Source organism: Candidatus Accumulibacter sp. ACC007 (assembly GCF_907163205.1).
In the GTDB taxonomy this organism is placed as follows: Bacteria; Pseudomonadota; Gammaproteobacteria; order Burkholderiales; family Rhodocyclaceae; genus Accumulibacter; species Accumulibacter regalis.
On the sequence record NZ_CAJQUD010000005.1, the window covers coordinates 141,249 to 164,041 of the forward strand.

General features: G+C 63.3%; 19 protein-coding genes. 12 read left to right on the forward strand and 7 right to left on the reverse strand.

What is annotated here, in order from left to right:
* Positions 1-9 precede the first annotated feature (9 nt).
* Positions 10-1,746, reverse strand: a complete 1,737-nt coding sequence (locus QZ634_RS13685) for an ATP-binding protein (RefSeq protein WP_291989235.1) — start codon at positions 1,744-1,746, stop codon at positions 10-12.
* A 179-nt stretch (positions 1,747-1,925) separates the two neighbouring features.
* Here QZ634_RS13685 and QZ634_RS13690 point away from each other — a divergent pair, with 179 nt between their 5' ends.
* Positions 1,926-2,642: a prepilin-type N-terminal cleavage/methylation domain-containing protein gene (locus QZ634_RS13690; RefSeq protein WP_291989237.1), complete on the forward strand. Its 717-nt coding sequence runs from the start codon at positions 1,926-1,928 to the stop codon at positions 2,640-2,642.
* A gap of 82 nt (positions 2,643-2,724) precedes the next feature.
* Here the strand turns inward: QZ634_RS13690 and QZ634_RS13695 are convergent, their stop codons facing one another.
* Positions 2,725-4,692 carry a monovalent cation:proton antiporter family protein gene (locus QZ634_RS13695; protein ID WP_291989239.1) on the reverse strand — a complete coding sequence of 656 codons (1,968 nt, stop codon included), beginning with the start codon at positions 4,690-4,692 and terminating at the stop codon, positions 2,725-2,727.
* Positions 4,693-4,803: 111 nt separating this feature from the next.
* Between QZ634_RS13695 and QZ634_RS13700 the strand changes: the two genes are divergently transcribed.
* From QZ634_RS13700 to QZ634_RS13720, 5 genes are all read left to right on the forward strand, one after another.
* Positions 4,804-5,787, forward strand: coding sequence for a KpsF/GutQ family sugar-phosphate isomerase (locus tag QZ634_RS13700; protein ID WP_291989241.1), 984 nt, complete (start codon positions 4,804-4,806; stop codon positions 5,785-5,787).
* Positions 5,788-5,863: 76 nt separating this feature from the next.
* The gene (gene lptC, locus QZ634_RS13705) at positions 5,864-6,460 is read left to right on the forward strand and encodes an LPS export ABC transporter periplasmic protein LptC (protein ID WP_291989242.1); all 597 of its coding nucleotides are present in this window, start codon (positions 5,864-5,866) and stop codon (positions 6,458-6,460) included.
* A complete protein-coding gene (gene lptA / locus QZ634_RS13710) occupies positions 6,457-7,053 on the forward strand; it encodes a lipopolysaccharide transport periplasmic protein LptA (protein WP_291989243.1) in 597 nt (198 codons plus the stop codon). The genes lptC and lptA overlap by 4 nt, the downstream gene beginning before the upstream one ends.
* Positions 7,054-7,316: 263 nt before the next feature.
* Complete coding sequence (locus QZ634_RS13715; protein WP_291989245.1) at positions 7,317-7,868, forward strand: phasin family protein; 552 nt, start codon at positions 7,317-7,319, stop codon at positions 7,866-7,868.
* A 215-nt stretch (positions 7,869-8,083) separates the two neighbouring features.
* Positions 8,084-8,632 (forward strand): phasin family protein, encoded by a 549-nt coding sequence (locus QZ634_RS13720; RefSeq protein WP_291989248.1) that lies wholly within the window; start codon positions 8,084-8,086, stop codon positions 8,630-8,632.
* A gap of 92 nt (positions 8,633-8,724) precedes the next feature.
* On the opposite strand, the gene QZ634_RS13725 is transcribed toward QZ634_RS13720, so the two are convergent.
* Genes QZ634_RS13725 through hrpA form a run of 3 tightly spaced genes read right to left on the reverse strand, consistent with a single transcriptional unit; the run spans position 8,725 to position 14,235 of the window.
* Positions 8,725-9,483: a molybdopterin-binding protein gene (locus QZ634_RS13725; RefSeq protein ID WP_291989250.1), complete on the reverse strand. Its 759-nt coding sequence runs from the start codon at positions 9,481-9,483 to the stop codon at positions 8,725-8,727.
* Complete coding sequence (locus QZ634_RS13730; RefSeq protein ID WP_291989252.1) at positions 9,480-10,232, reverse strand: EI24 domain-containing protein; 753 nt, start codon at positions 10,230-10,232, stop codon at positions 9,480-9,482. Before QZ634_RS13730 ends, QZ634_RS13725 begins: the two co-directional genes overlap by 4 nt.
* 43 nt (positions 10,233-10,275) lie before the next feature.
* Positions 10,276-14,235: an ATP-dependent RNA helicase HrpA gene (gene hrpA / locus QZ634_RS13735; protein WP_291989254.1), complete on the reverse strand. Its 3,960-nt coding sequence runs from the start codon at positions 14,233-14,235 to the stop codon at positions 10,276-10,278.
* 259 nt (positions 14,236-14,494) lie between these two features.
* Between hrpA and QZ634_RS13740 the strand changes: the two genes are divergently transcribed.
* The 6 genes from QZ634_RS13740 to QZ634_RS13765 all read left to right on the forward strand — a co-directional run bounded on the left by QZ634_RS13740 (position 14,495) and on the right by QZ634_RS13765 (position 18,114).
* On the forward strand, positions 14,495-14,671 hold the full coding sequence (locus QZ634_RS13740) for a hypothetical protein (protein ID WP_291989256.1): 177 nt from the start codon (positions 14,495-14,497) through the stop codon (positions 14,669-14,671).
* Positions 14,672-14,788: 117 nt separating this feature from the next.
* Positions 14,789-15,694, forward strand: a complete 906-nt coding sequence (locus QZ634_RS13745; protein ID WP_291989258.1) for a GGDEF domain-containing protein — start codon at positions 14,789-14,791, stop codon at positions 15,692-15,694.
* Positions 15,695-15,778: 84 nt separating this feature from the next.
* Positions 15,779-15,982: a hypothetical protein gene (locus tag QZ634_RS13750; RefSeq protein ID WP_291989260.1), complete on the forward strand. Its 204-nt coding sequence runs from the start codon at positions 15,779-15,781 to the stop codon at positions 15,980-15,982.
* A gap of 116 nt (positions 15,983-16,098) precedes the next feature.
* A complete protein-coding gene (locus QZ634_RS13755) occupies positions 16,099-17,073 on the forward strand; it encodes a zinc transporter ZntB (protein ID WP_291989262.1) in 975 nt (324 codons plus the stop codon).
* A 33-nt stretch (positions 17,074-17,106) separates the two neighbouring features.
* Positions 17,107-17,523 (forward strand): GFA family protein, encoded by a 417-nt coding sequence (locus QZ634_RS13760; RefSeq protein ID WP_291989264.1) that lies wholly within the window; start codon positions 17,107-17,109, stop codon positions 17,521-17,523.
* A gap of 42 nt (positions 17,524-17,565) precedes the next feature.
* Positions 17,566-18,114 (forward strand): peroxiredoxin-like family protein, encoded by a 549-nt coding sequence (locus tag QZ634_RS13765; protein ID WP_291989265.1) that lies wholly within the window; start codon positions 17,566-17,568, stop codon positions 18,112-18,114.
* A 21-nt stretch (positions 18,115-18,135) separates the two neighbouring features.
* Here QZ634_RS13765 and gltX read toward each other — a convergent pair whose 3' ends face one another.
* Positions 18,136-19,524, reverse strand: coding sequence for a glutamate--tRNA ligase (gene gltX / locus QZ634_RS13770; RefSeq protein WP_291989266.1), 1,389 nt, complete (start codon positions 19,522-19,524; stop codon positions 18,136-18,138).
* Positions 19,525-19,688: 164 nt separating this feature from the next.
* On the reverse strand, positions 19,689-22,661 hold the full coding sequence (locus QZ634_RS13775) for a diguanylate cyclase (RefSeq protein WP_291989267.1): 2,973 nt from the start codon (positions 22,659-22,661) through the stop codon (positions 19,689-19,691).
* Between the last annotated feature and the right edge of the window lie 132 nt (positions 22,662-22,793).

Genomic DNA, 22,793 nt, shown 5'->3' on the forward strand with positions numbered 1-22,793 from the left:
CCGGGACCACTAGGACAGGCCGGCGCCCAGGTCCGTGGCTGCGGTGCCCTGGCCGCACCGGCGCAACTCGAAGCACACCCTGCCGGGCTGGTTGCAGGCCAGACGCAATTCGTGGCCGCAACTCTCAGCCTGGCGCGCCGCGTGATAGAGGCCGATGCCCAGGCCGTTCTCCGACGCCAGCGGCGCGCGCAGCAAGTCGGCAAGGACTTCCTCCCGGATCGCGCTGCCGGTATCGCAGACGCTGAGCACCGAGGCGTCAGAGGCGAGCGCGATGTGTACCCGTAGATCACTTTCCGTTTGCCGTTTGAGCAAGGCGTTCTGCAGCAGATTGTCGGCAACGCTGTCGAACAGGGCGGTGGGCACAAGGACCTCCGGGTCGAGTTCGGCTGGAGCGAAGCTGATGGCCAGGCCGGCGTAGCGTTGTTGCTGGATCTTCCACCACATGGCCGCCGGTAGCGCCCCGCCGGCCTCGCTCTGCGGCTTCTGAAGCTTGGCCAGGGTTTGTTGCAGGCGTTGCGTGATCTGCGGCAACTGGCGCTCCAGCAGCAGTTCGAGACGCCTGCCATCCTGACCGTTGGCGGTCTGCGCCAGGTAACACAGATTGTTCAGCGATTGCAGCAGGTTCTTGACGTCATGCGTCAGGCGGGCGCCGGTTTCGTGGATCGCGCGCAGGTAGCTGACCTGCTGCAACTCGCGCGCGCGCAGTTTGGCGATATAGTGCTCGTTGGCCAGTTGGGCCAGCAGGTGAAAGTGCCAGACCAGTGCCGGGCTGAGCTTGTGACGGGTGTGCAGGGTCAGGCGTAGCGGTTGCCCGAAGAACTCGTGGCAAGAATTCGACTGGCAGCCAAAGGTGCCGGAGCGTGCCTCGGCGACCCAGGTGCCGCCTTCGACCCACGGCAGATCAAGCATCTCGTTGAGCGCTTTTGAGAGAAACCGCTCCGGGTCGCTTTCACTGCCGGCCAGCGTCGTCAAGCGGTGCAGCCAGTTCTCGAACGGCAGTCCGATAGTCAGCAGGTAGCGCGAGAAGAAAACGTCGATGCCGGTGAAACCGGGGCGCGTGTTCCACGTCCAGCCGATGAGCAGGAGGAGCAGGGCAATCGACGTCAAGGTGTTGAATACGGCTTCGAAATAGCCCGACTGGCGGAGCAGCATGAAGGCCAGGCTGCCAAGTACCAGAACGGCAATGAGCAGAAAAATGAACAGGCTGTAGAACAGGTCGACCATAGCGCCGCCCGGCCGGTCACTATCCTTCGACAGCGGCAGCAGGGTCATCAGCAGCAGGAACAGCGGCATTCCCCAGGCAAATTCACGATCCAGCGAAGGCCCGATCAGCGCCGCATTCGGGACCACGCGCGGTACCAGCCAGAAGAGCAGCGCGGCGAGCAGGTAGGCAAAAGCGATCAGGTAGAAGATTCGTGTCGGCCGATGATCGATGAACATCACGCGTCCGCCGACGAGAGCCGCCAGGATGACCACCCAGACGATCAGCAGCCACCAACCATAGAAGACGATGCCACAGCCAAGGAGCAGCGCAATCACCGCCAAAGCGCTGATATCGAGCCTTCGCTCGGCGTAAATGAAGGGCTGCCAGAGAATGAACAGGCCAACATGCACCAGCCAGCAGAGCATTCCGAACGCCCTGTCGGCGTCGGCCAGAAGCGCCAGATGCAAGAGGCCGAGCAAGGCGATGAGCAGCCAGCGCTGGCGCTGGCGCAATGCCCCGGCCAGGCGCTGGAGCAGGTTCATGGACCGTTCCAGACGGCGATGCGCGGCGTGCCGGGAATGTCCTTCATCAGTCCGACTCCGGACACAAGTGTCGAAAACCCGACAGTTCGGACGACTTTCGTGGCTGGAAAAGCCCACTCAGGCTGGCATGAAACATGCTTGTTACCCCATATCACTTTTGATACACACGGGAGAACGAGATGAACCAGCTGCAACCGCGACAGGCGGGTTTTACTTTGGTAGAGATTGCCATTGTACTCGTCATCATCGGCCTGCTGCTCGGCGGGGTACTGAAAGGCCAGGAGCTGATCAACAGCGCCAAGGTGAAGAACATGATCGGTGACTTCCGCACCGTTTCCAGCCTGGCGTATGGCTATCAGGACCGTTTCAAGTCGTTCCCGGGCGACCAGACGCAGGCGCAGCTGAACCTGGCGTTTCCTGCGCCAATGGCACCGACTGCCTGCGCCCCGGCGGCCAACGGCTTGTGCGCCCAGAACAACGGCCGCGTCGATGGAGCATGGAACGCTGGTGGCGCCGGCACCGGCGTCGCCACCGACGAAAGCTCTGTATTCTGGCAGCATGTCCGCTTGGCCAATCTGGCGACCGGGAGCACGACCCTCGCTGCGGTCGAATACCGGCCGCGCAACGCCGATGGTGGTTTCATCGGTGTCGAAAGCGGGATTGACGCTGCCGGCGCTGCGGCACCGTACATAGCCGGAATGCGCGGAGCGTTCTTCATCTGCTCCGCAGGCATCCTCGGTCGCTATGTCAAGCAGATCGACTCGACCATGGACGACGGCAATACCGCCGGCGGCTCGGTGCAGGCCGTCGCCGACGGCGCTGCCCGCGGTACCGCCGCCGTGGCAACGAACTTGATCGTCGACGGCAGCCAGTACACCGTCTGCGCCGCCTACTGAGCCTTTCGCCCGCGCCATCGGACGCGGAGCGGGCGAGGACAAGAAAGGAAAAGCCCGCCAGCAGCACGGGCTTTCTTGCCTTCTACCCCTGCAGCAAGCGCTCCTCGGCAGCGCTCAAGGCGCCTGACGTGCCGCGCAGGACAACCACGTCGCCAGCGCCGAAACGGGTTTCCGGCGACGGCTCGAGAGCCCTGATCTTGCGTCGACGGACGGCCGTCACTTCCACGCCGAGTTCCTGCAAGGCCAGTTCGCCAAGCGTCCGGCCAATGGCATGCGCGCCTTCGCCGAGGAGAATCGAGTGCAGGCGCGCTTCGTCGCTATCGTGCGCCTCTTCTTCGAAATCACTCTCGCCGTGAAAAAAGCCACGCAGCGTCTTGTAGTGACCGATCCGCGTCTGGCGAAAATGTTCGAGAACCTGCGCGTGCGGCACGCCGAGGTGGCGTAATGCGTGCGAGGCGAGCACCATGCTCGTTTCCAGTGTTTCCGGGACGACCTCGGCAGCGCCCGCATGCAGCAGGACGTCGAGATCCTTCTCGTCGAGCGTGCGAACGACAATCGGCAAGTCGGGATTGATCTGACGAGCGTGCTCCAGGACGCGCTCCGCAGCCCGTGCGTCGGCAAAGGAAATGATCAGTACGCTGGCCCGTCCGACGCCGGCAGCGGCCAGCGTTTCACGCCGGGCAGCGTCGCCGTAGATGACGTTTTCCCCGGCTGCCGTCGCCTCACGGATACGCTCCGGATCGAGGTCGAGAGCCAGGTAGTTGACGTCTTCCTGTTCCATGAAACGGGCCAGATACTGGCCGGTTCTGCCGTAGCCACAGATCACCACGTGTTTGTCGGTATTCATCGTTCTTGCCGCCAGCTGCGTCATTTGCATGGAACGCATCAGCCACTCGCCGGCAGCAAAGCGCAGCACGATCTGGTTGCTGTACTGGACGATCAGCGGCGCCAGCAGCATCGACAGGACCAACGCCGCCAGCACCGCCTGCAGGACCATCGCCGGCAGCAGCTGCAGGTGGCGCATTTCCGAGAGCAGGACGAAACCGAACTCGCCACCAGCACAAAGCCACAGCCCGGTACGCATGGCGCCGCCGAAAGTCGAGCCGAAGAGCCGCGAGAGACCGAGCACCAGGGCAAACTTGACGGCCAGCAGAGCGCCCAGCACGCCGAGAACCAGCGGCGCGTTGGCCAGCACCAGCGGGATGTCGAGCATCATGCCGATGGTCACGAAGAACAGTCCCATCAGGACGTCTCGGAACGGTTTTATGTCCTCTTCGACGTGATGCCGGTACTGGGTTTCCGAGATCAGGATACCGGCCACAAAAGCGCCCAGCGCCAGCGACAGTCCGGCCACCTCGGTCAGGTAGGCGAGTCCCAGGGTAATGAGCAGAACGTTGAGCATGAACAGTTCCGCTGACTTGCCGCGGGCGACGATGAAGAACCACTTGCTCATCAGGCGCTGCCCGAAAAACAGCACCAGCGAGAGAACGACGACGGCCTTGAGCATGGCCAGGCCCATCATCGTCGCCATCCGCTCGGGCGACTCGGAAAACGACGGAATCAGGATCAGCAGCGGCACCACGGCGATGTCCTGGAAGAGCAGTACGCCCATCACCTCGCGGCCATGCGCCTTGTCGAGCTCGAGACGCTCGGTGAGCAGCTTGGTCAGCACCGCCGTAGACGACATGGCCAGCGCGCCGCCGAGAGCGACCCCTTCCTGCCAGCTCAGCTTCAGCGCAGTGACGATGGCGGTGACCACGGCAATGGTCACCATGACCTGCAGCAGGCCGAGACCGAAGACGATGCGCTTCATCGCGTACAGTTTCGGCAGCGAGAATTCCAGTCCGATCGAGAACATCAGAAAGACGACACCGAACTCAGCCAGATGCTGCATGCCGCTGACGCCGCCGACCAGGTCGAGCGCATGCGGGCCGATCACCGTGCCGACGAGCAGATAGCCGAGAACCGGCGGCAGGTTGGCGGAACGAAAGACGATCACCGAGACCACCGAGGCGCCGAGCAGCATCACAATTGTGGGTAGCGTATCCATCTGTCCCTTATGTCGTCGACTTCACTTTTTGACCCCGCGCGTCGTGCTGGCGGGCGATGGGAGCGCCTGGGGCTTCTGTTATACTCGCCGGATGATAACCGCTGTCTTGCGATGAACCAAACCCTGCCATCATCGAAGGCGCTAGACCTTGCCCGCCAGGTTCTGCGCATTGAAGCCGACGCCGTGATGGCCCTGGCCGAGCGCATCGACGGAGCCTTCGTGCAGGCGCTGGCACTGATCCTCAATTGCCACGGCCGGGTGATCGTCAGCGGCATGGGGAAATCCGGTCATGTCGGGCGCAAGATCGCCTCGACGCTGTCAAGCACCGGGACGCCCGCGTATTTCGTTCATCCTGCCGAGGCCAGTCACGGTGATCTGGGGATGATCACCCGTGACGACGTGCTGATCGCGATTTCGAATTCCGGCGAAAGCGCCGAGCTGCTGATGATCGTGCCCATCGTCAAGCGCCTCGGTGCCAAGCTGATCAGCATCACCGGCAACCGGCAGTCGGCGCTGGCCGTCGAGGCCGATGTGCATCTCGACGCAGCGGTCGCGCTGGAAGCCTGCCCGCTCAATCTCGCGCCGACCGCGAGCACCACCGCCGTCCTCGCCCTCGGCGACGCACTGGCGGTCGCCTTGCTCGATTCGCGCGGCTTCGGCGCCGAAGACTTTGCCCGTTCCCACCCCGGCGGCAGCCTCGGACGGCGCTTGCTGACGCACGTTCGCGACGTCATGCGCACCGGGACCGCGCTTGCCGAAGTCGTTTCCGCGACCAGCGTTCCCGATGCGATTCTCGAAATTTCGCGCGGCGGTATCGGCATGACGGCAGTGGTCACGCCCGAGCGGCGGGTGATCGGAGTGGTCACCGATGGCGACTTGCGGCGCGCGTTTGCCAGGGGCGTCGATTTGCGCTCGCTCTCGGTAGCCGACATCATGGGCCGGAAGCCGCACTCGATCGGTCCGGACCACCTCGCCGTCGAAGCGGTTCAGATGATGGAGCAGTACAAGATCAATCAGCTGCCGGTCGTCGACGAAGGCGGCGTTCTGCTCGGCGCCCTGAACATGCACGACCTCTTCCAGGCGAAGGTTATCTGATGGCCTTTGACGCCGTCGCCCTGACCCTGCCGGTGCGGCCGTTTCTTTCCTCGTCCTTTCCTGCGGAGTGCGGGCAATGAGACAGTGGAGCAGCGCAGCCCTGCCCATCGGTATTTTGTTGATTCTGGCAGCGCTGACTTTCTGGCTACGCTATGTGACCGAATTCACCGAAACGCCGGCCAATGGCAAGCTCCGCCATGATCCTGACTACATCGTCAGCGGCGCGACCTTGCGCAAGATAGACCACTCGGGAAACCTCGAATACACGCTGATTGCCGACGAGATTCGTCACTATCCCGACGACGACACCACCACCATGGACAGACCAAAGCTGGTTTACCTGCATCCGACCAGACCGCCGGTCACCATCAGCGCCGTCCACGGTCACCTGGGCCCGAAGGGCGAACGGGTGGATCTCAGCGAGCAGGTTGAAGTGCGCCGTGCTGGCAGCGGCAAGAACGCGCCGTTGCTCGTCGAAACCTCCGAATTGACGGTGCTTACCAACGAGGAAAAAGCGTTTACCAAGAGCCAGGTGCTGATCACGCAGGGCGGCTCATGGGTGCAGGGGATCGGTATGCAGGTTGATAACAAGTTGCAGACTTATTTGCTGGAATCCAGCGTCACCGGGCAATTTGAAAGCCGTTCGGCCAAGAAAAAGAAAGCACAGCCATGAAGAAGACATTCCGCCTCGCCTGCGCGAGCTGCCTCCTGGCCATCGTGTCGATGCCGGCACAGGCCGAACGCGCGGATCGTGAGAAACCGGTTCAGCTCGAAGCCGACCGCATGAGCATCGACGACCTCAACAAGGTGCAGGTCCTCGAAGGCAACGTGATCCTGATCCAGGGCACCCTGCAGATTCTCACCAATCGACTGGTGGTCACCCAGGATGCCGATGGTTTCCAGAAGGGTACCGCCACCGGAGGGGCCAACGGGCTTGCCCGTTTCAAGCAGAAACGCGACGGGAAAGACGACTACGTCGAAGGCGAGGCCGAGCGGATCGACTACGACGCACGCGCCGAAAAAAGCGAATTCTTCAATCGCGCCTGGGTGAAGAGCGGGCTCGATGAAGTCAGGGGTGCCTACATCTCCTATGACGCGCTCAATGAGAAGTACCTGGTGACCACCGGCAGCGGCGCAAGCAAGAGCGCCACTGGCGCCGCTCAGGCACGGGTACGGGCAATCATCCAGCCACGCAGCAAGAACGAGAATCCTGCGGCGCCGAAAGGCGACCCGCTGACCCTCAAGCCTGCGCAAAGTGGCAAGTAGGGCGCCCGACACCGGGGGGGGGCGGCGCAACAGAAAGCCCATTCAAGGCCTTCGTGAATACGTCCATAAACCCACTAAACATCATAAAACCAGTAACCTACGGAATTTGTTGCGGCGCACCAAAAAACACTTGACAAGTTCCGTCGGAAGTCTATAATTCAGCTCATGGTGCAGTGCAGCAAACGATCCGGATGCCAATACCGGCGGGATCACCGAGTTTGACATTGCACGTGTTGTACCCCCATCTTTTTAGGAGATTGACCATGTTTACCAAACCCGAGCAATTCGCCGCAGCCAACAAGGCTTCCGTTGACGCCATGCTGACTCTTGCCAACACCGCTCTGGCGAGCGCCGAGCGCATTGCTGCGCTGAACCTGAATACCGCCCGCTCGATGCTGGAAGACGGCGTTTCCAACGCCAAGGCGATGCTCGGCGCCAAGAACGCACAGGAGTTGTTCTCGGTGCAGGCTTCGCTGGCCCAGCCCAATCTCGAAAAGGCCGTCGCCTACACGCGTAGCGTCTATGAAATCTCCGCGCAATCGAAGGAAGAAGTCTCCAAGCTTCTCGAAGCGCAGTTTGCGGATTTCCAGAAGCAGGTCTTCACCTTGCTTGAGCAAGCCGCCAAGAATTCACCGGTCGGCTCTGAAGTTGCCGTTTCCGCCGTCAAGTCGGCGATCGCTTCGGCGACGTCCGCTTTCGACAGCATGAACAAGGCTGCCAAGCAGGTTGCCGATATCGCCGAATCGAACGTTGCCGCAGCGACCAACGCGACGGTCAAGGCAGTTGGCGCCACCGCCGCCGCCGCCAAGAAATAGGTCTGACAGCATCCTGAGTATCGGGCTCGCAGTGGCTGTCTGAGCAGCAAGCGTGTACAGAGCCCCCGACATTCCTCGGGGGTTTCTTTTTAGACGCTGCGCAACTGGCATCCTGGCCTGGCCTGAACCGTAGTGCCCACGGCGGGAGCAGAGAAAGCGTGTCGCTGCGTCTCCGTCACGCGTCTCATCACTGCCATACACGGAGGTAAACACATATGAACACCATCGATCTCGAAAAACTCGCCGAAAGCCAGAAAGCCAACGCACAGGTCATGATGACCCTGGTGCGCACGGCCTTTCACGGCATGGAGCAGCTTTCTGCCCTCAACCTGGCCGCCAGCCGTGAGCTGTTCAACAACAGTGCCAGCGGCGCACAACAGTTGATGGAACTCAAGGACCCGGCGCAATTGAGCAATGTCGCCGGTTCGATGGCCCAGCCCAACGTAGAGAAGCTTCTCGAGTACTCGCGTGGCCTCTACGATCTGGCCGCCAACATGCAGCGCGAGATCACCTCGGTGATGGAGCAGCAGTACAGCAGCATGTCGCAGCAAGCGTCCGGCCTGGTCGGCAAGGGTGGCGTCGCCACCCCGATCGCTGGCGACGTCTTCGGTGCAGCCATGCAGCAGATGATGAACGCTTCGAGCACGGCCTTCGAAAACATCTCGCAAATGGCCAAGCAGATGACCGACATCGTCGACACCAATGTCAAGGCCGCCAGTAGCGCGACCGCCAAGGCCGCCGCAGCGCTGACCCCGAAGAAGTAAGCAACGGCGCCGCCGTTCGGCGCTGCCCAGGCCCCGGCTGCGGCCGGGGTTTCTCGTTTGCCGGCAGCGCCTGGTCAGCGGCCCGTCGCTGCTTATGGCCGCCACCGCCAGTCGATGCCGCGCCGTTCGACCTCCAGGCGAATGCGCGTCATTGCCTGATCGACCAGCGCGTGTTCGCCTTCGACTCCCAATTCGAGGTGCCGCCTTTGTCCGTCAGGTGTAATCGACGGCAGACTGAACAGCCGCAGCGTCGGGAAGTCGGCGACGATGCCTTCCATCAGATCGAGCAGCGCGCTCTCGTAGCTGTTGGCGCCGGTCAACAGGAACGCCTGCTCAACGGTCGCATGGCAATCGAAAAGATCGCTATAGAAGGTTTCGAGCGCCCATTCGACCATCGGATGCGCCATCTGCGGGAACCCGGGAAGGAAGTGATGATCGCGGACACGAAAGCCCGGAATGCGGTTGAAGGGGTTCGGAATGATGTCCACGCCGCGCGGAAAAGTACCGAGCAGCAGGCGAACATCGTTGGTCTGGTCTCCGAAACGGGTGCGAATTTCGCGTTCCGCGTCGGGGTGCAGAACCAGATCGACGCCCAGCGCTTCCGCCGCGGCCTGCCGGGTCTGGTCGTCGGGCGTGTTGCCGATGCCGCCGAAGCTGAACACCACGTCTCCGGCACCCAGGGTCCGGCGCAGCGTCGCCGCGATACGTGCGCGTGAGTCACCCAGGTATTCGACCCACGCCAGGCGCAAACCACGCGCGGCGAGCAACTCGGCCACTTTCGCAAAGTGCTGGTCGGCACGCTTTCCCGACAGGATCTCGTCGCCAATGATGATCGCCGCGAAGCTCCTCATTTGATCTCCTCGATCTTCGGCTGCTCGTCGATCACCGCCACCAGCGCACCCTTCCGCAGGCCCCGCAGCGCCTCGAGACAGAAGTGCGAATAGGCCAGCGCTGCCAGCGTCGGCGTGAGCAGGCCGAGGAGCGGGATATGCGCCAGCAGCGCCAGAGTGACACCGAGCACGAGCAGCGGGATGCCGTGCTGTCGCCTAAGCTCACGCCATTCCTGATCGGTGGCATGGACGGTGAGCGCGTCGAAGGCAAAGGTGCGCCGCGTCAGCCAGGCCATCCACAGGATCGGCAGCACCAATCCCAGTCCCGGCACCAGCCATAGCGGCAGCGTCAGCAGCATGCCAACGATGTACAGCAGAAGCGCCGCAATGCTGTTCCACGCTCCGGCGACCACACTGTCCTTGCCGACACGTGCCAGCTCGGGGTAGTCCGCCAGGGCGACATGATCGAGCAGCAGCGGCATGACGAAGATCGCCGCCAGCAACATGGCGGTGATGAATGCCGCCGCGAGAATCAGCAGCCAGCCGCCGAGCACCGCGCCGAGCTTGGCCAGCCAGACAGCGCCCCAGCCAGCCAGCCAGGTCATCGGCGGCTGCTCGACGAGGGTGGCAATCAGGCTTTCCAGCGCAAACACCATCAGCGCTATCCAGATGACCAGCGCCACCGCTGCCGGCCCGAAGAACAACAGCCAGACGCGCCCACGCCCAAGCGTTCGCAAGCTGCGCCCCAGCGCAAGAACAATTTCAGTCACTTAGTCACTCTCCATCTCTAACGGTCTGATCGCCGTTGGGCGATCACTGGATCCCCTCCCACATCTTCTGCAGCCGCTTGCTCGACACCGGAACCGGTGTGCGCAGCGCCTGCGCAAAGAGGTGCACGCGCAATTCCTCGAGCAACCAGCGGAACTGCTCGACCTGTGGGTCGCTGACCCCCTGCTTGGCGAGCACCGTGGCGCGTCGTTGATAGTTGGTCCACAACGGCAGGTATTCGGCCAGCAGGCGGGTGTCGCGGGCTGCGCCATGGGCGCCGCCCGTCTTCAGTTTGTCGAGGCGCACGGAGATCGCCTGCAGGTAGCGCGGAAATTGTTGCAGACGTTCGAAAGGCGTGTTGACGATGAAGCGCTTGCCGATCAGTCGCGCCAGCTGTCCCTCGATGTCATGCACCGTACTGCCGTAGGCCTTGAACGCCGGCAGCTTCTTGTGCAGGGCCAGCCAGTCGCCGAGGATCTGGCCGACCAGTCGGCAGACCTCCTGCGCCAGCAAGCCCACCCGCTGTTTGGCTTCCAGGCAGCGGACGTTGAAACTCTCCGCGTCGGTCGGCCACGGATCGTTCAGACAGGCGCGTGTGAAAGTCAGTTCCAGCAACTGGCGGCGCAGCTCGTCGAGCGTCCCCAGTGCCATGAACTGCATGGCCATCTGCGTCAGTCCGGGCAAGTTCTTCTCGAGGTACTTGATCTGCTCGCGAAACTGCAGCATGAACAGTCGCAGCAGCCCGCTCGCATGCGCCTGCAGCGCCTCCTCGGGAGAATCGAAGACGCACACCGAGACGCTATCGCCGTCGTCGGTCAAGCCAGGGTAGCCGAAAACCGTCTGGCCGCCACCGACCTCGACTTCGATCAGCTCGGCCAACTCACCGAAACTCCAGTCGGTCATTCCCGAAAACTCCGCCGGCTTATCATGCAACTCGGCAAACTCCTGCTTCGCCTCGCGTCCCCATTCGCTGCGCAGTTCGCTCAAGCTTCGGCTGACGCCAAGTTGTCGGCCGTTTTCGTCGACCAATCGAAAGTTGAAGCTGAGATGTGCCGGCACCGCGTCGGGGCGAAAAGCGTCCGGAGTGAGGTCCCAGCCGCGCGCGTTGAGTCCGCGGCTTTGCAGGATGAAACTGACCAGGGCGCCGACCAGCGGCTTGTCCGCCGGCGGCACCTGGTCGACGAACTCGCTGGCGAAGTCAGGCACCGGCACCAGCTTGGCGCGAATTCGCTGCGGCAGCGTTTTCACCAGCTGCTGCACTTTCTCCTTGAGCAGTCCAGGCACCAGCCACTCGCAGCGCGCGGCAGGAATCTGATTCAGTTGCGCCAGCGGCAGGGTCAGCGTGACGCCGTCGCGCGCGCTGCCGGGTTCGAAGTGGTAGGCCAGCGGGTAGTCGACGCTGCCCAGTTGCAGTTGATGCGGAAAAGCCTCGCTGGTGATGCCGGCGGCCTCGTGGCGCATCAAGTCCTCGCGCACCAGGTGCAGCAGTCGCGGCTGCCCGCGCTCGGCGCCGCGCCGCCACTTGTCGAAGCTGGCGCCGCTGTAGATGCCCTCGGGAACGATCTGGTCGTAGAAGGCAAAGATCAGTTCGTCGTCGACCAGCACGTCGGGTCGGCGCGACTTGTGCTCCAACGTCTCTATGTCGAGTACCAGTTGCTGGTTGTTTTTGAAGAAGTCCCAGCGCCGCGCCAGCTCCTCGCTGACCTCGCCGGCGACCAGGGCCTGGCGGATGAACAGCTCGCGTGCCGCGGGCGGGTTAAGCGGCCCGAAATTCACCCGTCGGCGCGGGTCGACGACGATCCCGTAAAGCGTGATGCGCTCGAAAGCGACCACCTGCATCGCCTTCTTTTCCCAGTGCGGGTCGAAATGGCTGCGCTTGAGCAGATGCGCACCGACCAGCTCCAGCCACCCGGGTTCGATACGCGCGACGCACCGCGCGAACAGGCGCGTCGTTTCGCTGATCTCGGCGGCGACAATCCACTTGCCGGCCTTCTTCTGCAAAGCCGAGCCGGGATGGATCAGCATCTTGATGCCGCGCGCGCCAAGGTAATGCGCCGAATCCTCGGACTTGCAGCCGATGTTGCCGAGCAGCCCGGCGAGCAGCGCGCGGTGCACGGCGTCGTAACTCGCCGGGACCTGGTTCACGCGCCATCCGTACTCGGCCGCGGCGCTATGCAGCTGCGCATGAATGTCCCGCCACTCGCGCATGCGCAGTGCGGAGAGGAAGTTGTCGTGACAGGTCTGCACCAGCTTGCGCTGCGATTTGCGGTGCTCGACCTCGGCCTGGTACCAGTCCCACAGTTTCAGCCACGAGAGGAACTCGGATTTCGGGTCGGCGAACTTCTGGTGCGCGGTGTCGGCGCTGCCCTGCCTGTCCTGTGGGCGCTCACGCGGATCCTGGACGCTCAGCGCGGCAGCGATGACCAGCACTTCGCGCAGACAGCCTTCGTCGCGAGCGGCGACGATCATCCGCCCCAGGCGCGGGTCGAGCGGCATCCGCGCCAGCTCCTGGCCGGTGGCGGTCAGCGCGTTGTCGGCAGTCACCGCGCCGAGTTCGAGCAACGACTGGTAGCCGTCGCCGATGGCCTTGCGCGGCGGCGCTTCGAGAAAAGGGAACTCCTCGATGTCGCCAAGGCGCAGCGCCTTCATGCGCAGGATCACCCCGGCCAGCGACGAACGCAGGATTTCCGGTTCCGAATATTCCGGACGCAGCGCGAAGTCCTGTTCTTCGTAAAGACGGATGCACACCCCGGCCGCGACCCGCCCGCAGCGCCCGGCGCGCTGGTTGGCCGAGGCCTGCGCGATCTTCTCGATCTGCAGTTGCTCGACCTTGTTGCGGTACGAATAGCGCTTGATGCGCGCCAGGCCGCTATCGACGACGTAGCGGATTCCCGGCACGGTCAATGAGGTTTCGGCGACGTTGGTCGCCAGCACGATGCGTCGTCCGACGTGCGGCTTGAAGATCCGTCCCTGCTCTTCGGCCGACAGGCGGGCGAAGAGCGGCAGGATTTCGGTATGCGGCGGGTGATGCTTGCGCAGCGCCTCGGCGGCCTCGCGAATCTCGCGTTCGCCGGGCAGAAAGACCAGCACATCGCCCGGACCGGCGCGATCGAGCTCGTCACAGGCGTCGACGATCGCCTCACAGAGGTCACGCTGGTCGTCACCGCGTTCGCTGCGTCCGCTAGCCGCGCCGCCGGCTTCGTTGCCGTCGTCTTTCTGCAGTGGTCGATAGCGCAACTCCACCGGATGCAATCGGCCCGAGACCTCGATCACCGGAGCATCGTCGAAGTGCTGCGCAAAACGCTGCGCGTCGATCGTTGCCGAAGTGATGATCAGCTTCAGATCGCGGCGTTTGGGCAACAACTGCTTGAGGTAGCCAAGCAGGAAGTCGATGTTCAGACTGCGCTCGTGCGCCTCGTCGATGATCAGCGTGTCGTACTGCTCGAGCCAGGAATCACCCTGCGTCTCGGCGAGCAGAATGCCGTCGGTCATCAGCTTGATCAAGGCATCGGGCGTGGTCCGGTCGCTGAAGCGGATCTTGTAGCCGACCAGCCGCCCGACCTCGCTCTGCAGTTCCTGAGCAATTCGCGCCGCCGTCGACCGCGCGGCGATTCGGCGCGGTTGCGTGTGACCGATCAGTCCCGTGGTACCACGACCGATTTCCAGGCAGATTTTGGGAATCTGCGTCGTCTTCCCGGATCCGGTTTCACCGCACACGATCACCACCTGGTGCCTGACAATCAGCGCCGCGATCTCGGCGCGCCGCCTATTGACCGGCAGATCGTCGGCAAAGACCGGTTTCGGCAGGCGCGCGCGCCGCTCGGCCACCGCCGCACGGGATTTCTCGACCAGGCTGTCGCGCTCGGCGAGCAGCGCGTCACGCTTGGCGCCGAAGCCATGCCGCAGATCCCGCGTCAGCGCGCGCAGTCGACGCTGGTCGAGCGCCAGGCAGTCGGCGAAAGGGTCCTGCGAAGGTGTTGGGGCAGCGGCGCTTGTGGCGGTCATCGGTCAGGGAAAGCGGGTGCAGGCGGGGCAGTCAAGGAGCTTGGTGCTCGGAGGCGTCTCGAGCACCAAACAAGGCAGAGATCGTCGGCTCGCGCGTCGTCCGTAAGGGCCGCCATTTTACCCCAGTGCGGTGCACGGGCTGTGTACTGCTTGCTGCGTGCCCTTGTCGAGCATTGGCGTGCCGACGACAAAACCGAGACCCCGGAGCTTGCCATTCCGCGCTATCGTAACAGTTGCAGTTTCCAACGGGAGAACCTCAATGCCACTGCAAACTATCACGCCAAACAACGATTGGCTGACGGACATCCTCGTCCGTGCGAGCAAGCAAGCAAGTAAGCAGTGGATCGCGACGAGGCCCGGAATGGCATGGGTGAAGCAGCGCTGGACGGAGCCGGAGACGCGGCGCAAGAACGATGCGGCAGTCGCCAGCCAGTAGGGCCATGCGCGGCGGCTTCGCCATCGCTGGCGATCCTGCCTTGGACAGTGTTGCGCTTGGCGGCGATGAAAATGGCGGCACCGCCTGTCCTCGTTCCCTGCGCGCGCGCTGACAGCTGTGCCCATACTCGCGGCTGCCGATCGCTTTCTCGATCGTCTGGAAGGCCGACGAATCATAGCGCTGTCCCTGCTTGGCGCGCTCCTTGTCGGAGTGGCGGACTACCTCACCGGTTACGAGATATCGATGTCGCTCTTCTACCTGGGGCCGGTGGCGCTGGCCACCTGGTACCGTGGACGCCGCGCCGGCATCGGCATTGCGTCAATCAGCTGTGTGCTCTGGTACGGCACTCAGTTGGCCAGCGGCTTTCCGTATTCGCATCCGGCGATCCCGGTCTGGAACGCGCTCATCCGTTTCGGTTTCTTCTGCGTCACCAGTTCGCTGCTCATCGCGCTGCGTGGCAGCCTTGTCGAGCAACGCTACCTGGCGCGGACCGACGTCCTGACCGGCCTGTACAGCAGGCGGGCGTTCGAGGATCGGCTCGAACACGAGCTGGCGATGGCACAGCGACGCTGCACTCCGCTCACGCTGGCCTACGCGGACCTCGACGATTTCAAGGCGGTCAACGACAGCTTGGGGCATGCCGAAGGCGATCGCGTGCTGCGCACGACCGGGCAGGCGTTGAAGAAAGCGCTGCGCAAGACGGACATCGCGGCGCGCCTGGGTGGTGACGAGTTCGCGCTGCTCTTGCCGGAAAGCGACGGGCAGGGCGCGCAGCGGGTTGTCGAGAATCTTGACCGTGAGCTACGTGAGGCGTTTTCGGCCAGCAGCCTGGAGATCACGTGCAGCATTGGCGTGGTCAGCTTTCTGGAGCCGGGCGTGTCGGCAACCGATGCCCTTGCCGCCGCCGATGCACTGATGTACGAAGTGAAGCGTCAGGGCAAGGCGGCGGTGGCTTTTCGTGTCTTCGGCGGCGCACCTCCGGACGGATTTCGCGACGGCGGAGCGTCGACAGGTGGCGCCTGACTTCGGCCGTCCCGGCGTGGAACGTGCGCCCGGCGAGCTGCCGACCACTGCACCCGCGGTCGATCGATCGCCCCGGGAGGCGGCATGAGAACCGGCTTTACCATTTTGCTTCCATGCCTGCTGTGGTGGTCGTCTGTCCTTGCCGAGCCAGCGCCATGGTATCTCTGGCGCAGCAAACTCGATGGTCAGATATTCTGCGCCCAGACGCTCCCCGGCGCCGGTTGGGTACGGGCCGGCGGGCCGTACCGGGATGCGCGCTGCGAGAAGTCGGGAATGCCTGGCCAATAGTTGTATCACGCATCATACGGTCGAACTTTTCCCTGCCCGAGGAAGTCGGGAAACCTGACGTGGTCCGGGACTGACCCGCCGCGATTATCGATTAACGAGATGACTGGATTTTGAGCATGGGAAAGAAGAAGAGCGGCCTGGTCTTTGCGTACCTTCTGGATGGAGGGTCCGGAACACCGATGAACTGGGATCGAATCAGCAGTTGGGAACCGGGCCAGGGCATTCTGTGGCTGCATCTCGATTATGCTGACGACGGGGCAAAGCAATGGCTGATCGAAGAAAGCGGACTCGACGAAGTGTCCTGTGCCGCCTTGATGGCCGAGGAAACCCGCCCACGCGTCGTGTCATCCGGAAATGCTCTGCTCCTGATCCTGCGCGGAGTGAACTTCAACCCCGGCGCCGATCTCGAAGACATGGTCGCCATCCGCATGTGGTTCGACGAGCATCGCATCATCAGCATGCGGCATCGGCGGGTAATGGCCATGGACGACATCAACAGGAGTATCCAGGCCGGCAAGGGCCCGGACTCGATCAGCGACTTTCTGATCATGGCGGCCAGCAAGCTCACCGATCGCATGGCCGATGTGATCAGCGACATCGATGACAGCGTCGATGAGCTGGAAGACGCGGTATTGACCGAGGAAACCAAGGGACTGCGCCCCAAGCTCGCGCATCTCCGCCGACAGACGATCAGCATGAGGCGCTACATATCGCCGCAGCGCGACGTGCTCGCCCGCTTGCAGAACGAGCGCGTACCCTGGCTGGACGATGCTGACCGGGTGCGCGTCCGCGAACTCGCCGAACGCACGGCACGCTTCGTCGATGACCTCGATTCGGCCCGTGATCGGGCGGCAATTACCCAGGAAGAGCTGAACAACCACCTCTCGGAGAAAATGAACAAGACGATGTACGTGCTGTCGATCGTCGCCGCCATCTTTCTTCCGCTGGGACTGTTTACGGGACTTCTGGGAATCAACGTTGGCGGCATTCCGGGGACCGAGAATGACTCGGCATTTGTACTCGTCAGCGGCATGCTGGTCGCCTTTGCCGTTGCGCAGTATCTCGTCTTCAAGAAAATGAAGTGGATCTGACCGCCAAGGCAATGACCCTGCGCGGTGGGCCCCGTGCTTGAAGGCGGATGTTTTTGCGGGGCGGTACGCTATCAGATTAACGGCCACCTGCAAGCAGCGCGCGCCTGCCATTGTTCGCGATGTCGCAAGGCCTTCAGCGGTGCGTCGTCGGCTTACGCGGCGCTGTCCGGCGGCAGCACGCTGACCTGGGAAAGCGGCGCAGAGCAGCTTGCCCGATATCGCCGAAAAAACGATTGGGGCCTGGCGTTCTGCGGCGTCTGCGGCTCGACCCTGTGCGGTATCCTGAACGGGACGATCCACGGGGTCGCCCTGGGCAACGTGGACGGCGACCCGGGCGTCGGCCTTGCGCTGCATTTGCTCGTTGCATCGAAGGCGCCCTGGGACCACATCGGTGGTGACGCAGGCACCCCCACGGCAAGCGCGTCCAGTCGCGTGTCACCGCCAACCTGAGCTGAGTTCCGCCCGCAAGCCACCCTGCACAAGGAGATCCACATGCACCTCAACGCACTGCTCCCACGCCACCCGGTTCCCGCCCTCAACGTTCCGCTGACCTCCGGCGGACGTTTCGTCCTCGGCGCGTCGCCGGCCGAGCACTTCGATCTGCTGGTTTTCTATCGCGGGCTGCATTGCCCGATCTGTGCCAAATACCTGCTCGAGCTCGAGCGCCTGGCGCCCGAGTTCTCGTCGCGTGGCGTGCAGATCGTGGCGGTGAGCAGTGACGGCGAGGAACGTGGCCGGCAAATGGCCGAGAAAGTGGCTGCCAGGGGCGTGCAATTTGCCTATGGCCTGAGCCTGCGCAGCGCGCGCCAGTGGGGCCTGTACATCAGCACCTCGCGCGGCCAGACGTCGATCGGGATCGAGGAACCCGGGCTGTTCAGCGAACCCGGTGTTTTCCTGGTTCGCCCGGACGGAACGCTGTACTACGGAGCGGTTCAGACGATGCCCTTCGCGCGCCCGCAGTTCCAGGATCTGCTCGGCGCCATCGACTTTGCGATCAGCAAGGATTACCCGGCGCGTGGCGAATACACCGGCGAAGTCTAGGAAGGCGGGGAAGACTCGCCGCTAACCGGCGCCGGAGAGTCGCCGGAGCACCTGTTCGCGCGGGAAAAGGACGACCAGCGCGTCTACCGACGGCGTCTGTTCCTGGCCGGTGAGCAGCACCCGCAGGGGCATCGCCAGCTTCGGCATCTTCAGGCCGTGGGCGGCGACGCTCTGCTTGATCAGGGCGCCGATCGCCGCCGCTTCCCAGGCGATGTCCGGCAGTCCGGCGACGAAGTCGGCCAGCGCCGGCAACGCTTCGGGCGTCATATGCTTGGCCCGGAGTTCAGCTTTCGGCGCGATGTCGATGTAGAACACTTCGGCGGCGTCGGCCAGCTCGTTGAGGTTTGCGACGCGCTCCTGGTACAGGGTAACGATCGCTGGCAGCGAAGGCGTCGCGCTGACCGTCACGCCACGCGCCTGCAGACGCGGCAGCACCAATGCCGCCAGTCGCGCCGGCTCGGCGCGCTTGAGATAGTGCGCATTGAGCCAGTTGAGTTTCTCGGTATTGAACTGCGCCGCCGACGGCGTGATGTGGTCAAGGTCGAACCACGCGCAGAACTGCGCCATCGAGAAGATCTCGTCATCGCCGTGCGACCAGCCCAGGCGCGCCAGATAGTTGAGCACGGCTTCCGGCAGATAGCCTTCGTCGTCGTACTGCATGACGCTGACCGCACCGTGGCGCTTGGACAGTTTTTGCCCATCGTCGCCAAGGATCATCGACAGGTGGGCATAGAGCGGCACCGGCACGCCAAGCGCCCGCAGAATGTTGATCTGCCGCGGCGTGTTATTGACGTGGTCATCGCCGCGAATGACGTGCGTAATGCCCATATCGAAATCATCGACGACGACACAGAAGTTGTACGTCGGCGTGCCATCGGCACGGGCGATGACCAGATCGTCGAGTTCGGCGTTGGCGATCTCGATACGCCCCTTGACCAGGTCGTCCCAGGCGACGACGCCGTCACCCGGATTACGGAACCGCACGGCTGGCGATACGCCAGCCGGTGGCGGCGGCAGGACCTTGCCCGGTTCAGGCCGCCAGGCGCCGTTGTAGCGCGCCTTCAGCCCTTGTGCGCGCTGCTCCTCGCGCAGCCGATCGAGTTCGTCGGGCGCCATGTAGCAATGGTAGGCCGTGCCGGCGGCGAGCATCTCTCCGATCACGGTCTGGTAACGCGCCATGCGCCGGGTCTGGTAGAACGGACCTTCGTCGTGTTCGAGTCCCAGCCAGTTCATGCCGTCAAGAATCGCCTGCACGGCTTCCGGCGTCGAACGCGCCAGGTCGGTATCCTCGATGCGCAGGATGAAGCTGCCGCCGTGGTGGCGAGCGTAGGCCCACGAGAACAGCGCGGTGCGGGCGCCGCCAATGTGCAGGAAACCGGTCGGGGAAGGCGCAAAGCGGGTACGGATCATGGTGACGGGTCGCAGTCTGGCAAAGCGCCCATTCTAGACCCAGACGCCGGTAGCGAATCCCTTGTCGCTCCGCTTTCATCGGCGTCCCGCCCGTAAAGCACGCTGGACCCACGGCCGGATCGGCGCTTCCCTTCACGGCCGCAGCGTCGCCGGCGGGCAGGCTTTCAGCCGCGCTGCCCCCCGTCGTGAAAGCGAATGAAATTCCGCCCTGCCTGCTTCGCCTCATACATTGCCGCATCGGCCCACTGCAGGATCTCGTCGCGGCTGGCTTCATGACCGATGAACAGAGCGACGCCAATGCTCGCCGAGGACTGGTGGGTGAGCGTCGTTCCGGCCTTCGCGTCGGACTTGAGGGTCAGTCGATATTCTTCCAGAAGGGCAAGGCGAATCTTTTCCGCGATGATGGCGGCTTTCTCCATTGACTCGGTCCTGTCCGCAGCGAGCTCGCTGATCATCACCACGAACTCGTCGCCGCCAAAGCGGGCGACCGTGTCCACCTCGCGGACACAGCTCTTCAGCCGCGCCGCCGCCTCGACCAGGAGGATATCGCCAACGACGTGCCCATGCGCATCGTTCAGGGGCTTGAAGTTGTCCAGGTCGACGAACATCACCGCGCCGTGGCAGGGTAGCCGCGAACTTGCGGCCATGGTCTGGTTCAGACGGTCGTCGAGCAGGCGCCGGTTGGGCAGCGCCGTCAGCGGATCATGAAACGCCAGTTGGCGAACCTTCTCCTCGGCGTGCTTGCGTTCGGTGATTTCCCGGCTGACGCCGTAATAGCCAATGATCGCGCCGCGCGCGTCGCGTTCGGGAGTGGACAGGACCTCCAGCCAGATCAGCCTGCCGTCCCGGCAGCGCTGCGGCAGTTCGAAGCGGCTGATCCTGGTTCTTGCGCCGCGCCGCTCGGCTTCTGCGCGCATTTCTTGCTTCGCCTTGAGAATGGCGATTCCCTCGTCGGTCAACACCTCGGTCACGTGCCGCCCGATCACCTCCTCGGCCCGGTAGCCGCGCAAGCGTTCATCCGCCGGGCTGATATAGGTGAAGCGATGATCGCGGTCCTGTCGCCAGACAATGTCGGAAATATTCTCGGTCAGCAGGCGGAAATGCGCCTCGCTGGTACGCAACCGCTCGGCGGCGAGATTTCGCTCGATGGCGATGCTGGCCAGACGGGCGGACTGCTCGATCAGCTCGATATGCGCTGCGCTCGGGCTGTGCGCGTGCCGATGATAGAGGGCGAAGGTGCCGAGAACCTTGCCAGAGGATGAACGAATCGGTTCCGACCAGCACGAGCCAAGCCCGGCGCTGGCCGCCAGCTCCCGGGCGCGCTCCCAGTAGCGATGGCTGGCGATGTCTTCGACGATGACCCGCTGACCGGTGAACGCGGCCGTTCCGCAGGAACCGGCTCCGGCGCGGATTTTCATGCCGTTGACGGCCGCGTTGAAGGCCTCGGGCAGGCTCGGTGCCGCGCCGGTGGTGAGGCGCATGCCTTCATTGTCCACCAGGAGAATGCTGCACAGCATTCCCGGATTGAGCTCCTCGACGCCCTGCGCCAGCGCTTCGAGAAGGCCACGCAACAGCTCGCCTTCGGCCAGTAGTTGCAGAATGCGGCTGCGAAACTGCTCGTATTGCTCGGCTCGTTTGAGGGCCGTGATGTCGGTATGGGTGATCACCACGCCGCTCTCGAGGTCGGTCCCCAGAGGCATGACGGCCATCGTGAACCAGCGCCGTTCCTGCGCCGAGTGGCAGGCGTATTCGAGGCTGAAGGAGGGCAAACGGCGCTCAAGAACCGACTCGATCCCGCGCCGGGCGTTACTGGCTTCGTCGTCCTGGACCTCAGCGTCGAGGTCGCAAAAATCGAGGTAATTCCCGCCGATCTCGGTATTCGCCGGCAGTTGTCCGGACTTTGCACGGTTTTCCCATGAAAACCGCCGCCAGCGCTTGTTGACCGCTCGGATGACCCCGTGACGGTCGAGAACGACGATTTCGGCAGCCATGGAATTGAGGATGACGTTCTTGAAGGCTTCACTTTCCTGTACTGCTTTCTCCCGACTTCCCAGGGTTTTCAGGAGGGAATTGAAGCCGGCAATCAGTTCGCCGACTTCGTCCTCGTGGGCGATGGGCAGCAACGGCGGGGGCCGTTGGCTCTCCGACAGGCTGGACAGCATTTTCGCAGCAGAAAGCATCGGGGCAAGCTCGCGGCCCAATATCCACCAGGTCGCGGCGGCGGCCAGCATGGAGAGGAGTAATGCAGCCAGGAGCATGCGCTGCTGCATGCCGTGAATCGGCGCAAAGGCTTCGGCGGTCGGAAGCACTGCCACCATCTCCCAGCCGGAAACGGGAATTCGCTTGGCCGAGGTGAGGACTTCGGAGCCGCCGCTGGTGACAGCGACGGTGGGGCCCTCGGAACCTACGACCAGGCGATCGACGGTCGGATCGACGCCTGGCGGCGGCAGGTGGCCGATGACCTGGTTCCTGTCGGTAGCGGTGATGATCTGCCGGTCATGCGACGCAACGAGAAGGTAACCCCCCGTCCTGCCGTAGCGGCTGTCGGTAAAACGGTCGAGAAAACTCGCCAGGGCCAGATTGACGACGCCACTTACGGCGCCAATGACTTTGCCACCGGGTTCTCGAATGGGTACGGTCATGCCAAAAACGGGCACCGGTAGCTGCTTTCCCATCACCGGCCGGCTGATGGTCGATTTTCCCTCCTGCAGCGCAGCCGCGATGCTGTCGATGTCCATGTAATTGACACTCAGCCGCCCTGATGGGGGAGGAAATTCGGCAACAGCCGTACCGTCGAGTCGATGCGCAATGATACCGCCGTTGAACGGCTCGTCTTCCGGAATCAGGCTCTGCGCCAGGAGCGCCGGCAAGGCCGTGCTATCGGTCAGCATCGCCGGAGTGACTCGGCTGGCAACTCTGGCCAGAAACGCCAGGCGGTCGCCCAATTCGTGATTCAGCTCGTCGGCGAGCAGGGAAACCGTCGACAACTGCTGGTCACCCAATACGCGCTCCATGTCCTTGAGCAGCATCCGACTGCTGTAAAAAGCCAGTGACCAGATGCCGATCAGAAAAATGGCCAGCGTAAACAGAGTGATTCTCGTCTTGAGCGAGCTCCGTTGAAGGCGAGTCCAGTTCATTCAGTTTGCACGCAGTCGATAATCCTGCGGAAGTCACGATGCGGAAGCTTAATATATTTTTTCCGAGTATGGTTTCTCGTCAGCGACAACGCGCATTGCCAGTGCCGGCCTGTCGCTGATACTGGCGGCAGT

Bases quoted from the DNA above. Each gene is read 5' to 3' on its own strand.
- QZ634_RS13685 (WP_291989235.1), bottom strand. From the start codon at position 1,746: ATGAACCTGCTCCAGCGCCTGGCCGGGGCATTGCGCCAGCGCCAGCGC.
- QZ634_RS13755 (WP_291989262.1), top strand. From the start codon at position 16,099: ATGGGAAAGAAGAAGAGCGGCCTGGTCTTTGCGTACCTTCTGGATGGA.
- lptC (WP_291989242.1), top strand. From the start codon at position 5,864: ATGAGACAGTGGAGCAGCGCAGCCCTGCCCATCGGTATTTTGTTGATT.
- gltX (WP_291989266.1), bottom strand. From the start codon at position 19,524: ATGATCCGTACCCGCTTTGCGCCTTCCCCGACCGGTTTCCTGCACATT.
- hrpA (WP_291989254.1), bottom strand. From the start codon at position 14,235: ATGACCGCCACAAGCGCCGCTGCCCCAACACCTTCGCAGGACCCTTTC.
- QZ634_RS13725 (WP_291989250.1), bottom strand. From the start codon at position 9,483: ATGAGGAGCTTCGCGGCGATCATCATTGGCGACGAGATCCTGTCGGGA.
- QZ634_RS13775 (WP_291989267.1), bottom strand. From the start codon at position 22,661: ATGAACTGGACTCGCCTTCAACGGAGCTCGCTCAAGACGAGAATCACT.
- QZ634_RS13690 (WP_291989237.1), top strand. From the start codon at position 1,926: ATGAACCAGCTGCAACCGCGACAGGCGGGTTTTACTTTGGTAGAGATT.
- QZ634_RS13750 (WP_291989260.1), top strand. From the start codon at position 15,779: ATGAGAACCGGCTTTACCATTTTGCTTCCATGCCTGCTGTGGTGGTCG.
- lptA (WP_291989243.1), top strand. From the start codon at position 6,457: ATGAAGAAGACATTCCGCCTCGCCTGCGCGAGCTGCCTCCTGGCCATC.
- QZ634_RS13765 (WP_291989265.1), top strand. From the start codon at position 17,566: ATGCACCTCAACGCACTGCTCCCACGCCACCCGGTTCCCGCCCTCAAC.
- QZ634_RS13715 (WP_291989245.1), top strand. From the start codon at position 7,317: ATGTTTACCAAACCCGAGCAATTCGCCGCAGCCAACAAGGCTTCCGTT.
- QZ634_RS13695 (WP_291989239.1), bottom strand. From the start codon at position 4,692: ATGGATACGCTACCCACAATTGTGATGCTGCTCGGCGCCTCGGTGGTC.
- QZ634_RS13740 (WP_291989256.1), top strand. From the start codon at position 14,495: ATGCCACTGCAAACTATCACGCCAAACAACGATTGGCTGACGGACATC.
- QZ634_RS13720 (WP_291989248.1), top strand. From the start codon at position 8,084: ATGAACACCATCGATCTCGAAAAACTCGCCGAAAGCCAGAAAGCCAAC.
- QZ634_RS13700 (WP_291989241.1), top strand. From the start codon at position 4,804: ATGAACCAAACCCTGCCATCATCGAAGGCGCTAGACCTTGCCCGCCAG.